General features: G+C 53.1%; 12 protein-coding genes. 2 read left to right on the top strand and 10 right to left on the bottom strand.

The window, feature by feature from the left end:
- Nucleotides 1-179: 179 nt before the first annotated feature.
- Together cutC and OGY71_RS02125 are read right to left on the bottom strand one after the other, a co-directional pair.
- Nucleotides 180-926 carry a copper homeostasis protein CutC gene (gene cutC, locus OGY71_RS02130; RefSeq protein WP_286612744.1) on the bottom strand — a complete coding sequence of 249 codons (747 nt, stop codon included), beginning with the start codon at nucleotides 924-926 and terminating at the stop codon, nucleotides 180-182.
- Between the two features lie 2 nt (nucleotides 927-928).
- Nucleotides 929-1,495, bottom strand: coding sequence for a VOC family protein (locus OGY71_RS02125; protein WP_003833855.1), 567 nt, complete (start codon nucleotides 1,493-1,495; stop codon nucleotides 929-931).
- Between the two features lie 238 nt (nucleotides 1,496-1,733).
- Between OGY71_RS02125 and argS the strand changes: the two genes are divergently transcribed.
- Nucleotides 1,734-3,467, top strand: a complete 1,734-nt coding sequence (gene argS, locus OGY71_RS02120) for an arginine--tRNA ligase (protein ID WP_003833857.1) — start codon at nucleotides 1,734-1,736, stop codon at nucleotides 3,465-3,467.
- A gap of 230 nt (nucleotides 3,468-3,697) precedes the next feature.
- The gene (mrdA2, locus tag OGY71_RS02115; RefSeq protein ID WP_286612742.1) at nucleotides 3,698-5,635 is read left to right on the top strand and encodes a peptidoglycan DD-transpeptidase MrdA2; all 1,938 of its coding nucleotides are present in this window, start codon (nucleotides 3,698-3,700) and stop codon (nucleotides 5,633-5,635) included.
- On the opposite strand, the gene bglB is transcribed toward mrdA2, so the two are convergent.
- The 8 genes from bglB to cheR all read right to left on the bottom strand — a co-directional run bounded on the left by bglB (nucleotide 5,607) and on the right by cheR (nucleotide 13,806).
- A complete protein-coding gene (bglB, locus tag OGY71_RS02110) occupies nucleotides 5,607-6,746 on the bottom strand; it encodes a beta-galactosidase BglB (protein WP_125112496.1) in 1,140 nt (379 codons plus the stop codon). The genes mrdA2 and bglB overlap by 29 nt on opposite strands.
- Before the next feature lie 306 nt (nucleotides 6,747-7,052).
- On the bottom strand, nucleotides 7,053-7,445 hold the full coding sequence (gene flhE / locus OGY71_RS02105) for a flagellar protein FlhE (protein ID WP_003833862.1): 393 nt from the start codon (nucleotides 7,443-7,445) through the stop codon (nucleotides 7,053-7,055).
- Nucleotides 7,445-9,523 (bottom strand): flagellar biosynthesis protein FlhA, encoded by a 2,079-nt coding sequence (flhA, locus tag OGY71_RS02100; protein WP_003034666.1) that lies wholly within the window; start codon nucleotides 9,521-9,523, stop codon nucleotides 7,445-7,447. The genes flhE and flhA overlap by 1 nt, the downstream gene beginning before the upstream one ends.
- Nucleotides 9,516-10,667 carry a flagellar biosynthesis protein FlhB gene (gene flhB, locus OGY71_RS02095; RefSeq protein ID WP_286612740.1) on the bottom strand — a complete coding sequence of 384 codons (1,152 nt, stop codon included), beginning with the start codon at nucleotides 10,665-10,667 and terminating at the stop codon, nucleotides 9,516-9,518. Before flhB ends, flhA begins: the two co-directional genes overlap by 8 nt.
- 158 nt (nucleotides 10,668-10,825) lie before the next feature.
- A complete protein-coding gene (gene cheZ / locus OGY71_RS02090; RefSeq protein ID WP_003034659.1) occupies nucleotides 10,826-11,470 on the bottom strand; it encodes a protein phosphatase CheZ in 645 nt (214 codons plus the stop codon).
- 10 nt (nucleotides 11,471-11,480) lie between these two features.
- Entirely contained in the window at nucleotides 11,481-11,870 is a 390-nt protein-coding gene (gene cheY, locus OGY71_RS02085; RefSeq protein WP_003034656.1) for a chemotaxis response regulator CheY, read from the bottom strand.
- Between the two features lie 17 nt (nucleotides 11,871-11,887).
- Nucleotides 11,888-12,937: a protein-glutamate methylesterase/protein-glutamine glutaminase gene (locus OGY71_RS02080; protein WP_003833872.1), complete on the bottom strand. Its 1,050-nt coding sequence runs from the start codon at nucleotides 12,935-12,937 to the stop codon at nucleotides 11,888-11,890.
- A complete protein-coding gene (cheR, locus tag OGY71_RS02075) occupies nucleotides 12,934-13,806 on the bottom strand; it encodes a protein-glutamate O-methyltransferase CheR (RefSeq protein ID WP_032943796.1) in 873 nt (290 codons plus the stop codon). The genes OGY71_RS02080 and cheR overlap by 4 nt, the downstream gene beginning before the upstream one ends.
- Between the last annotated feature and the right edge of the window lie 16 nt (nucleotides 13,807-13,822).

Here is a 13,822-nt window from a genome sequence, read left to right as displayed (position 1 = left end):
GCAGCAAGGCGGCAACGCAGAAAATCCCCGGGAGCGTAGATAACTACGTGACCGGGGTGCGCGAGGCGGCCAACGCTGCTGCGGCTTGAAATATGAAGGAGAAAAAAAGGCCCCTGTTGAAATTGCAGGGGCCTGGTACGAGCAAGCATCATATTGGGCGACATGATGCAACGGTAAAATCAGCTGGCCTGATGGTGTGCAATGATTGCTTTCATTTCAGCAACCGCCGTCCCGTCTACCGCATAGCGCGAATACTCATCCGCCTGCGCATCCGAAGACATCGACAACCCCGAATTGCGATAACGCATTGGTGAAGCCAGCCATACTCCGGCAGAACTGTGGACTTCCTGCACTCCAGCATCAAGGAGCAGGGACAAATTCGAGGCGCGAACCCCCGCTCCGGCCATAATGATTGGAGCACCGGGCTGCGCAATAAGTTCCATTATTTTTGTTAAACCTTGCGCCGCATCTGATTTTTGCCCTGAAGTGAGTACTCTGGCAACGCCCAAATCAGCTAATTTTTTAAGCGCATTGAGTGGGTTAGCACACATATCAAAGGCCCGATGAAAAGTGACTTGCAGCGAACCGGCGGCAATCATTATTTTCTCCATGCGCGGCATATCGACATTGCCATCCACATCTAAAATGCCGGTCACCAGCCCTGAGAATCCCAGTTCCCTGACCATCGCAATATCATCCAGCATTGCAGCGAATTCACCTTCGGTGTAGCAAAAGTCCCCTCCACGTGGGCGAATAATGGGATTGACGGGAATCGAAATGTGCTGGCGAACAGAACGCAAGACACCCAGTGACGGCGTTAAGCCCCCTTCTTTGGGTGCCGAACAAAGCTCAATACGATCCGCGCCGTTTTGCTGCGCCGTGCGCGCGCACTCCATGCTGTAACAGCAGATTTCCAGTATAGCCATGCTCACTCCTGACGTTCGCTTGCCACAATGGTTTCAATCGACCACGGATGGAATTTTATCGTCACGCTGCCATCGCTAACCGCCAGCGTCGGATTCGGTAAACGCTCACGCTCTCCTTTTGGCGAGCTGGTTTTCACAAAAATGCCCGGTTGACTCAGACCGTGATCGGAAAGCAGCGCCAGCGCGCGCGCATTCAGCGTTTCCGCCTCTCCCGGCAGAACAATTTCAATATGTTCCCAGCCTTCATGTGGGTAGCGTTTTTCGCCCGGCCACGGCAGTTCGACGATGGAAAATTGCCAATGTTGCACACAAACCGGCTCATGCAGTTTAAAAAGACAAATAGGTCTGCCGTTAATGATGTTTTCTGACAACAATTCACCGCACTGTTCAAACCCACGACGCCAGCGCTCTGCGGTGGTATTTTGATGGCAACGCAAGGAAATGTGATCGGCTTCCAGGCCTGTGATATCCAGCCCAAGACGGGTAGAAAGTTCCGTTAATGCCTGCGTGAAATGCGGTAAATCTGCAGAAATATCCTGTAGTTCTGCAACGGTTTGCCAGTTCGCCATATTAAAAGCTCATATCCATGTTCAAAGTCGCTAATTTACTCTGTTGCGCTGCGCCATCCAACCGCTGTTTTCTCCGAACACATCATGAATAAATTTACGCCATTGCATTGTTTATATTTCAGGCTACTGGCGGTACACACAATGCTGACGGCAACGGGCATTTGCAGTATACTCCCGCCCTTAATTCTTAAACTGGTGCGGTGAATTTTAGGCCGCTTCATAAATGTAAGGTATTCCGGTGAATATTCAGGCTCTTCTCTCAGAAAAAGTCAGTCAGGCCATGATTGCTGCAGGTGCGCCTGCAGATTGCGAACCGCAGGTTCGTCAGTCAGCAAAAGTACAGTTCGGCGACTATCAAGCTAACGGCATGATGGCTGTCGCTAAAAAACTGGGTATGGCGCCGCGACAACTGGCTGAGCAGGTGCTGACTCATCTGGATCTCAACGGGATTGCCAGCAAAGTTGAAATTGCAGGCCCGGGCTTTATCAATATTTTTCTCGATCCGGCATTTCTGGCGCAGCACGTTCAGCAGGCGCTGGCTTCCGATCGTCTGGGCGTCACTCAACCGGCTAAACAAACCGTCGTGGTTGACTACTCCGCGCCTAACGTAGCGAAAGAGATGCACGTTGGTCACCTGCGTTCCACCATCATCGGTGACGCGGCGGTGCGTACGCTGGAGTTCCTCGGTCACAACGTTATTCGCGCTAACCACGTCGGCGACTGGGGTACTCAGTTCGGTATGCTCATCGCATGGCTGGAAAAACAGCAGCAGGAAAATGCCGGAGAGATGGCGCTGGCTGACCTGGAAGGTTTCTACCGTGATGCGAAAAAACATTACGACGAAGATGAAGCCTTCGCGGAACGCGCCCGTAGTTATGTCGTGAAACTGCAAGGCGGTGACGAATACTTCCGTGAGATGTGGCGCAAACTGGTCGACATTACTATGTCGCAGAACCAGTTAACCTACGATCGCCTCAACGTTACCCTGACCCGTGACGACGTCATGGGCGAAAGCCTGTACAACCCGATGCTACCTGGCATCGTCGCCGATCTGAAGGCGAAAGGCCTGGCTGTTGAAAGCGAAGGCGCTACCGTCGTATTCCTTGATGAGTATAAGAACAAGGAAGGCGAACCGATGGGCGTTATCATTCAGAAGAAAGATGGCGGCTATCTCTACACCACAACCGACATCGCCTGCGCCAAGTATCGTTACGAAACCCTGCATGCCGACCGCGTACTGTATTACATCGACTCCCGTCAGCATCAGCACTTAATGCAGGCCTGGACCATCGTACGTAAAGCCGGGTATGTGCCGGATTCAGTGCCGCTGGAACACCACATGTTCGGTATGATGCTGGGCAAAGATGGTAAACCGTTCAAAACCCGCGCGGGCGGCACGGTTAAACTGGCCGATCTGCTGGATGAAGCGCTGGAGCGCGCACGTCGTCTGGTCGCGGAGAAAAACCCGGACATGCCTGCCGACGAACTGGAAAAACTGGCAAATGCGGTCGGTATCGGCGCAGTGAAATACGCGGATCTGTCCAAAAACCGTACTACCGACTACATCTTCGACTGGGACAACATGCTGGCGTTCGAAGGTAACACCGCGCCATATATGCAGTACGCTTATACCCGCGTACTGTCCGTGTTCCGTAAAGCAGATATCGACGAAAGCGCGCTGGCAAATGCGCAGGTCGTCATCAGCGAAGATCGCGAGGCTCAACTGGCGGCACGTCTGCTGCAGTTTGAAGAAACGCTGACCGTCGTTGCACGTGAAGGTACGCCACACGTGATGTGTGCTTACCTGTACGACGTTGCTGGTCTGTTCTCCGGCTTCTACGAGCACTGCCCTATTCTCAGCGCTGAAAACGAAGAGATTCGTAACAGCCGACTGAAACTGGCACAGCTGACGGCGAAAACGCTGAAGCTGGGTCTGGATACACTGGGTATCGAAACAGTAGAACGTATGTAATCACCTCAAGTAATATGAAAGCCCGCGCTATGTCGCGGGTTTTTTTATTTCCCCGAATTACCGCCCTCGTAGGCAGCACTATCAGGCCGACGAGAAACGGCTACGTTCACTGTAATTTGTAACAACCCACAAGGAATGACACATTTCCCTAGAGATATGGAACATCTTTTGCCTGTCATCCCGTCTAAGCCTCCGTATCATTAGGCGGCGAATTAATCGGGTACGGGTCAATGACATTCAGAGATTTTGAAGCGGAAGAAAAGCTCTTCCAGCGGCGTGTATTGGTGGCCTTTGGCCTGGTAGTCATCTGTTTTGGCATCCTGATTTACAATCTGTATAACTTACAAATCTGTCAGCACCAGTATTACACCACCCGGTCGAATGCAAACGACATCAAAATGCTGCCCGTCGCCCCAACGCGCGGCATGATTTACGATCGCAACGGCATCCCGCTAGTGCGCAACGTTACCTGGTACGATATTTCTGTTACGCCGTATAAAATCAGCGATATGAATGCGTTACTCCAGCAGCTCACGCCGATCGTTGACCTCACTCCTGATGACATAGACCAGTTTCGCCATGAGCTGAAAACCAGCAGCCGCTATCGTCCTGTGGTGCTAAAAAATGCGCTAACTGATGTCGAAATCGCCCGTTTCTCGGTAAACCAGTTTCATTTTAGCGGCGTCAACATCAATAGTTACGAAGACCGCCAGTATCCCTATGGCGCGGCGCTGGCGCATGTCCTGGGTTATGTTTCAAAAATCAATGACAACGACCTGAAAGCACTGGATCAAAAAGGTCTGGCGGAGAACTACGCCGCCGATCACAACATCGGTAAGCAAGGTATTGAGCGCTATTACGAAAACGAACTGCATGGAAAGACCGGTTATCAGGAGGTGGAAGTAGATAACCACGGACGCATCGTACGCCTGATCAAAGATGTGCCGCCCGTTGCCGGAAAAGATATCCATCTGACGCTGGATTTACATTTACAGCAATACATTGAGAGCTTGTTGGCTGGCCAGCGTGCCGCCGTTTTGGTTGAAGATCCACACGACGGTTCCGTACTGGCGATGGTCTCAAACCCCAGCTACGACCCTAATCCGTTTGTCAAAGGCATCAGCTATCAGGACTATAACAAGCTACTCCAGGATAAAGACCTGCCATTAATCAACCGCGTCACGCAGGGATTGTACCCTCCCGCTTCAACGGTCAAACCGTATATGGCGATGTCGGCATTACTGAACGGTGTGATCACGCCGCAGACCAGTTTCTTCGGTGCCCCTACCTGGACGCTACCCGGCACCGAGCGACATTACCGTGACTGGAAAAAAACGGGCCACGGTATGTTGGATGTCACCAAAGCGATAGAAGAGTCTGCCGATACGTTCTTCTATCAGGTAGCGTATATGATGGGGATCGACCGGATTAACAGCATGCTCAGCCAGTTTGGTTACGGTAAACCGACCGGCATCGATCTTGATGAGGAGTATAACGGCCTGCTCCCGAGCCGTGAATGGAAGCAAAAAGTACACAAAAAAGCCTGGTATCAGGGGGACACTATTTCAGTTGGCATCGGTCAGGGCTACTGGATTGCCACGCCTATCCAGATGGTAAAAGCCATGGTCGCACTGATTAACAACGGCAAGGTTATCGTCCCTCACCTGCTGCTCGATGAAGAGAGCGGCAAAACCATCACGCCGTATCAGGCTCCAGAAGCACCTTCACAAATCGCCTCGGCCTCATCGCCCTACTGGGGACTGGTGCGTCAGGCGATGTTCGGCATGGCGAATGAACCAAATGGTACAGGTTATAAGTTCTTTCACACCGCGCCTTACGGCATTGCGGCAAAAAGCGGCACCTCGCAGGTCTTTAGCCTGAAAGAAAATCAGACCTACAATGCGAAGATGATCCCTGTCCGCTTGCGCGACCACGTGTTCTATACCGCATTTGCACCCTATAAGAACCCGAAGGTCGCGGTGGCGTTAATTCTGGAAAACGGCGGCAGCGATGGTGTCACCGCCGCGCCGGTTATGCGTCAAATCATGGATCATCTGTTTGCCCCGCAGGACAACACGGTACAAACAGTGACGGCTGAACCATCAGGTCCGATAGCGGTATCGCCATTGAATACCGATATCAAAAATACTTTCGCAAGTATTCGGTAAGGCACAGCATCGCCATCGCCTGTCCGTAAGGCATGGAGGTCCGAGGGATGTTGCGGTAGAAATCAAGATTATGTCCCATCCCGGTACCAAACGAGGTGTGCAGCAGTTCACCTTCCGGTGAAATATGCTGCACAATGCCGCGAATGGCTTTTTCGGCCACCAGTGCATACTCTTGCCCAACATAGCGTTTACGTACTGCTTTGAGGATCCCATAGGCAAATCCGGCAGTTGCCGATGCTTCCAGATACGACTGAGGGTCGTCCAGCAAGGTATGCCACAACCCACTTTCATCCTGGCATTTCGCCAGCGCCGCGATTTGCGCGTTCAGGACCTGTACCAGATAGCGGTGAACAGCATTGTTTTCCGGTAAATCAAGTAATTCGAGGAAGTCCGGGATCACGATAGTTAACCAACTGTTGCCACGCGCCCAGCGGGCATTAGCAAAGTTATGATTTCCTTCATAGCTCCAGCCGTGGAACCACAGCCCCGTTTCTTTATCCATCAGGTTTTGCACGTGCAGCAGGAACTGATACGTTGCCTCTTCGATGTAGTCCGGGCGATTGAGTAGCTTGCCAATCTTCGCCAGCGGTAAAACCGTCATCATCAGCGTGTCATCCCACATCTGTTGATGGTTTTCTTCCGCCAGCGTGATGTGTTGCATACCACCAAATTCGGTACGCGGCATCTCATGCATTGCCCACTCAGCCCAGCTGTCGAGCCACGGCAGAAACGCTGGGTTACGCGTCTCTTCATAGCGATACGCCAACGTTAAAAATGGCGCCATGGTGTTCACGTTTTTGGTGGTCGCACCTTCAGCAAAACGCTCGGCAAACCAGCTATCGATGATATCGCGCATCGTTTCATCGCCGGTTTGCAGATAGTACTGATACATCCCGTACAGGCCGACGCCGTGTGTCCACTCCCATCCCGCCCAGCCTTTAGTATCAATTACGCGTCCATCGTCCAGACGCAGCAAGAACTCGCCGGTTTCGTCATGAATATTGACCAGGTTATGCGTCACCTTTTTGATCAGCGTTTTTAATTCATCCCTGGCAATAAAATGTTCTGGCTGGCGCAATAACGGGCTATGTTTAACCGGGTAAACAATCATTTACTTAACCTCTGTCAATGTCGGATTCAATGCTGAGACTTGCCCCTGTTACGGCGCAGCAGCTTTTTTGGAGGCCCCGCAATCCTCGCTTTGACAATGGGCATCCTTATAGGGTCACAGTAAAAGCTAACAGGAAGTGAAACCTTTCTATTTCTGCCAGAAGGATTCGTGAAATGGCAAGAATACAAAGAGTCCGGCAACGTACGTCACTTATTTTATAAAACGGCGCTTCTATTTAATTGAGTGAGAGACTGAAATGTTGAAACAACCAGCAGTTTCAACTGCTGGTCTGAATGACGGAGGGTGTTAACGGTAGTTCACAATCACCTGATTGCTCTGAATGCGTAACGCGGGGATCAGGCGACCACCGCCGGGGACCTCCCAGACAAAATGCATCGGTTCAATGGCCGGAACGTTATTGAACCCGTTGGTGGTCCCACTTTGCCCGTCCAGCTCGACACAACGGGACTGAGAACATAAACGCACCCGCAAACCTGCGGGCGTGGGGCCATTCAGCTCATAGCGCCAGGCCACCAGCGTCATCAAGCCTGAGACCGGCTGGCTGGGAACCAAAGGATCAGACGAGGCTGACTGGCCACGGTGATTTAAGGTGATCCCCATACCACTTGCCTGCCAGGCCCCTTCTCCAGCGGCCTGCGCCACCAGAGGAAAAAACAACAACCACAGTAACTTACGCATTATTTACCTCCAATGGTCGCCGTCATGCGGATATGGCGGTTATCGGAAAGCTCCATATTCGATAACACCACCAACTGCGGGATGCTGCGACGTAAAAACCGCGCCAGTAACGGACGTAACGCGTGATTAACCAGCAAGACTGGCGGCGCGCCCAACATTTCCTGCCGGGACAGCGCTTCCTGAGTCTGGGCCAGCAGTCGGTCTGCAAGCCCAGGCTCCAGGCCGCCGCCCCCCTGCAGCGCTTGCAGCAGCAAACGCTCGAGCGGAGTATCAAGACCGATAACCTGAACCTCTTCATTACCCGGGAACCACTGCTGAGTGATGGCGCGTCCTAACGCAACACGGACGACCGCGGTAAGCTCATGCGGATCGTTTTGCAGCGGCGCATGTTCCGCCAGTGTTTCAAGGATGGTGCGCATATCGCGAATCGGTACTTTCTCGTCCAGTAAGTTCTGCAGCACTTTATGCAGCGTGGTGAGCGTCACAACGCCCGGCACCAGATCTTCCGTCAGCTTTGGCATCTCCTGCGACACTCGATCCAGTAACTGCTGCGCTTCCTGACGGCCAAACAGCTCAGCGGCGAACTGCCCAATCAGGTGGTTTAGATGCGTAGCGACAACAGTACTGGCTTCAACCACCGTAAAACCCTGAATCTGCGCCTGTTCCTTCAATGCGCTTTCAATCCAGATAGCGTCCAGTCCGAAAGCCGGATCGACCGTTTTCTCTCCCGGCAGCGACCCGGCGGCAGTACCCGGGTTAATGGCCAACCAGCGTCCCGGATAGGCGTCACCGCTGCCTATTTCAACCCCTTTCATCAAAATTCGATAGCGAGCCGGCTGCAGATCCATATTGTCGCGGATGTGTACCACGGGCGGCAGGAAGCCCATATCCTGAGCAAATTTCTTACGAATACTGCGAATTCGCCCCAGCAGCTCACCATCCTGCTGAAAGTCCACCATTGGGATCAGGCGATAACCTACCTCCATTCCCAGGGAGTCTTCCAGTTGCACGTCGTTCCACGTGGCTTCCACCACGGAGTTGTTTTCCGGCATTTTCACCGGCTGCGGTTCATCCGGCGCTTTTTGCTCACGCCCGCGCATCCACCAGGCCAGACCCAGTAACGCGGCGGTAAACATCAGAAACACCAGATTCGGCATGCCCGGAACCAGACCCAAAAGTCCAAGCACCGCCGCACTGAGCAGCATAACGCTAGGATTGCTGAACAGTTGGGTCACCATCTGTTCGCCTACGTCCTGGTCGGTACTCACGCGGGTCACGATAACGCCCGCCGCGGTAGAGATAACCAGCGCAGGAATTTGTGCCACCAGCCCGTCACCGATGGTCAGCAGGGTATAACTTTCCGCAGCGCTGCCCATGCTCATACCATGCTGCAACACCCCAACTAACAGACCGCCGACCACGTTGATCACCATGATCAAAATCCCGGCGATGGCGTCTCCACGGACGAATTTACTCGCACCGTCCATTGAGCCGTAAAAATCCGCTTCCTGGGTCACTTCCGAGCGTCGTTTTTTAGCTTCATCTTCGCCAATCAGACCGGCATTCAAATCTGCATCAATCGCCATCTGCTTGCCGGGCATTCCGTCCAGTACAAAGCGCGCGCCTACCTCGGCGATACGTCCTGCACCTTTAGTGATTACCATAAAGTTAATGATGACGAGAATCACGAAGACCACGATACCGATCGCGAAGTTACCGCCCACCAGGAAGTGACCAAAGGCTTCAACTACCTTCCCCGCCGCCGCTGCGCCGGTGTGTCCTTCCATCAAAATGATACGGGTCGACGCGACGTTCAGCGCCAGGCGTAATAATGTGGTAAACAGCAAAATCGTCGGGAATGCGGCAAACTCCAGCGTACGCTGGGTGAACATCGCCACCAGCAGCACCATGATCGACAGCGCAATGTTAAATGTGAACAGCAAATCGAGGACGAAAGCCGGCAGCGGCAGCACCATCATCGACAGGATCAGCAGGATGAGGATCGGTCCGGCAAGGATTTGCCATTGCGTGGATTTCAGGTTGCTGGGCAGACGCAGCATCGCGACCAGATTAGCCATCAGTATTCTTCTCGTTCATGAAATCCAGTGCTTCAGGCACCGGAAGGTTTTCAGGTTGTGGTGGACGCTTGCCGCCAGCCAGACGCCAGCGTTTTAGCTGCCATACCCATGCCAGTACTTCAGCAACGGCGGCATACAATTGACCCGGTATTTGCTGACCAATTTCAGCATGGCGATAGAGCGCACGCGCCAGTGGCGGCGCTTCTAATGTCGGGACACGGTGCTCTGCGCCAATTTCACGGATGCGCAGTGCAACCAACCCGGCCCCCTTAGCGACAACTTTCGGGGCACTCATTTTGTTCTCGTCATACTTCAACGCCACTGAGTAGTGCGTAGGGTTAGTGACAATAACGTCTGCTTTCGGCACATCCGCCATCATGCGACGCTGAGCGGCCGCGCGCTGCATTTGACGAATTTTGCCCTTAACGTGCGGGTCACCTTCGCTTTGCTTAAATTCATCGCGGATATCCTGACGCGACATACGTAGCTTTTTCACATGGCTATAGATCTGGAAAAAGACGTCGAACCCCACCATCGGAATAACGCCAAGTGCCACCAGTAGTGCACACATACCGACTAAATCCAGGGCGTTGCCCATCGCCGTAATCGGTGACTCCGCCATCAGACGCATCATCGCCGGCCAGTTATGCCAGAGATAAAATCCGGCCACGCTTCCCACTAACGTGGACTTCAGTATCGCTTTGAGCAGTTCTGCGCCGGTTTGCGCGGAAAACATGCGCTTAATGCCCGGCAGCGGATTCAGCTTCGAGAATTTGGGTTGCAGGGATTTACCGCTGAAAATCAAGCCGCCAAGCATCACCGGGGAGATTAAAGCCACCAAAACGACGCCGGTAATCAACGGCAACAGCGCAATCATCGCGTCTTTAATCAGCAGGATGATTTGGCTGAGGATCAGATTCGGGTCGTTAACCATGCTATGGTCAAAACGTAATCCGGCCGACAGCATGCCAGCCAGTCTGCGGGCAAGCGACTCCCCACCTATCCAGATAATGCACACACCCACCAGCAAAATGAGCAGTGAGGTTAGCTCTTTGGATCGGGGGATCTGCCCTTCTTCCCGCGCTTTTTCAAGTCGGTGGGGTGTGGGGGCTTCTGTTTTGTCGTCGTCGCTTTCTTCTGCCACGCATCAGACCCTGGATAGAGATATAGGCGAGAATGATGCCAGAACAGCTATCCAGCAATGGGAAGAGTAAGCGGTAAAAAAGACGGGATTTATGGCTTTAAGCAGAATTGCGCGTAAGCCGGATGAGAGGCCCACGCCTCACATCCGGCAAATACTCATCAGAACCCGAGGCTATCCAGCAGGTCGTCAACCTGATCCTGACTTGCCACTACACCGGCTTTCGAGGCGTCAACCTGCGGGCCGTTAAGCAAGCTTTCGTTTTCACGTTTTGGACGTGCGCCCTGTTCCGGAATGTTTTCCAACAGAACCATCAGCAGCTGACGTTCAATTTCCTGGATAACATCCATCATGCGCTTGATGACCTGTCCGGTGAGATCCTGGAAATCCTGCGCCATCATGATGTCCAGCAACTGGGCATTGGTAAAGCTGGTATGTCCAGGCACATCACCAAGGAACTGACGGGTATCGGTGACCAGTTCACGAGCATCGGACAGTTCGATCGGATTTTCGAACCATTCATCCCAGCGTTTGGTCAGATCTTTGGCCCCTTTTTCCATCGCGTCCTGATGCGGCTGCGAAGCTTCTACGCTGTTTAGCGCACGCTCCGCCGCCTGCGCGGTCATCTGCACAACATAATCGAGACGATCGCGGGCATCAGGAATCGCTTCTGCCGCTTCGGCAATGGCCTGATCCAGCCCCAGTTCACGCAAGCTGTCGCGGAGCATTCGGGTCAAACTGCCGATGCGCGCGATGATGTCCCCGGCAGAGTGTTCGTCAGCAGGTTTAATTTGTGGTTGCATCATCATCACATCCTCACATGCCCAGTTTCTCAAAGATTTTATTCAGTTTTTCTTCCAGCGTCGCCGCCGTGAACGGTTTCACGACATAGCCACTGGCACCTGCCTGTGCTGCCGCAATGATGTTCTCTTTTTTCGCTTCTGCCGTGACCATCAGCACCGGCAGAGAAGCCATCCCGCCATCGGCACGGATGGTTTTCAGCAGTTCCAGTCCATCCATGTTCGGCATGTTCCAGTCAGAAATAACAAAGCCGAATCCCCCAGCCTGCAGCTTGTTCAGCGCATCCACGCCATCTTCAGCCTCTTCAACATTGTTGAATCCCAGCTCTTTAAGCAGGTTACGCACGATGCGACGCATGGTGGAAAAGTCATCCACAACCAAAAACTTAAGCTCTTTATCCGCCATAAAAATAAACTCCTGATTCAAATACGTATTGCCTGTCCGGCACTAATTTTCACCAGCATTTGCTGGCTCACCTGGCTAAGATCGACCACTTCGCTTACGCCACCCATATTGATGGCCTCGCGCGGCATGCCGAACACCACACAACTTGCTTCGTTTTGCGCAATGGTCCAGGCTCCCGCCTGATTCATCGCTAACATTCCGGCTGCGCCATCGTTGCCCATACCGGTCAGGATCACCCCGACGGCATTGCGCCCCGCATGTTTCGCCACCGAATGGAACAGCACATCCACTGAAGGCCGATGCCGATTAACCGGCGGACCGTCATGAATTTTGATTTGATAGTTCGCGCCGCTGCGCGCCAGTTCCATATGCTTGTCACCCGGCGCGATATACGCATGCCCTGGAAGTACGCGCTCTCCGTCCTCTGCCTCTTTCACGGTTATCTGGCACAGTTTGTTCAGACGTTCTGCGAACGAACGGGTAAATCCTGGCGGCATATGCTGGGTAATAAGAATACCCGGACTTGAAAGCGGCAATGGCTGGAGTACATGGCGAATTGCCTCTGTTCCTCCGGTTGACGCCCCAATCACCAGCAATTTTTCCGAACTGAGTAATGGCCCTGCCTTCAAGGTCGTCGGTGCAGCCATGGGCTTATGGGCCGCCAGTTTTGCCCGCGATGCGGTGCGGATTTTCTCCGCAATCATCTCGCTATACGCCAGCATTCCTTCGCGGATCCCCAGTTGCGGTTTGGTGACAAAATCAATCGCCCCCAGCTCCAGCGCCCGCAGCGTGACCTCTGAACCTTTACCGGTCAGCGAAGAAACCATGACTACCGGCATCGGACGCAGACGCATCAACTTCTCAAGAAAGTCGAGGCCGTCCATGCGCGGCATTTCCACGTCCAGCGTCAGGACGTCGGGATTGTATTTTTTGATTAAATCCCGGGCGACCAACGGATCCGGCGCCGTCGCCACCATTTCCATATCACTGTGACTATTAATAATTTCGGTCATGATTTGACGCATCAATGCAGAATCATCTACCGACAACACCCTGATTTTACTCATGCTTTATCCTTACCTGGCGCATGCGCATACACGGTCTGTCCACGCAGGCTAAACTCGCGCACAAGGTTGCTAAAGTTTTCTGAATGACCTGCAAACAGCAGCCCGTCAGGTTTAAGAAGTGGAACAAAACGGTGCAAAATGTCCTGTTGAGTCGTTTTATCGAAATAGATCATCACGTTACGACAAAATATGGCGTCGAACGGTCCGGGTACGTTGTACTGCTTATCCAGTAAATTCACGCTGGAAAATTCAACATGCCCTGCCAGTTCCTGCCGAACGCGTACCAGCCCTTCATGCGGCCCGGTGCCGCGCATGAAATAACGCTGCAACTGCTGGGGTGACAGCGTCTTTAGCTCATCAAGGCGGTAAATGCCGTTTCTGGCCTTTTCCAGCACTTCGGTATCAATGTCGCTGGCAAAAACACGCCAGCGGCCCGGTGCCATACCTAAGGTATCGGCAAGCGTAATCGCAATGCTGTAGGGTTCTTCTCCGGTTGACGCCGCCGCGCTCCAGACGCGGTATTCACCGCTGCGCCGACGAGCGTGATCTGACAGCACCGGAAAATGATGCCCTTCGCGAAAAAACGCGGTCAGGTTGGTTGTCAGGGAGTTAATAAAAGCCTGCCACTCAGCGCTGTTCTGGTTAGCTTCCAGCATGCTGAGATAGCGACCAAAGTCATCCAGCCCCAGGGTACGCAGACGACGAACCAGGCGGTTATAAACCATGTCCCGCTTATGGTCGGCCAGTACGATCCCCGCACGCTGGTAGATTAATTGACATATCCGACGAAAATGCGCGTCAGACAGCGCGAGGCGCTGTGTCATCTGTAACAATAATGACGTTTGCCCGGAGGGCAGAGATGATGTCATAGCGCCTTCTCAATCA

It is taken from the genome of Citrobacter sp. Cpo109, from assembly GCF_030332565.1.
GTDB classification, from domain to species: domain Bacteria; phylum Pseudomonadota; class Gammaproteobacteria; order Enterobacterales; family Enterobacteriaceae; genus Citrobacter; species Citrobacter portucalensis.
Note: the sequence above shows the minus strand (reverse complement) of the source record. Positions and strands in the feature narration are given on the sequence as shown.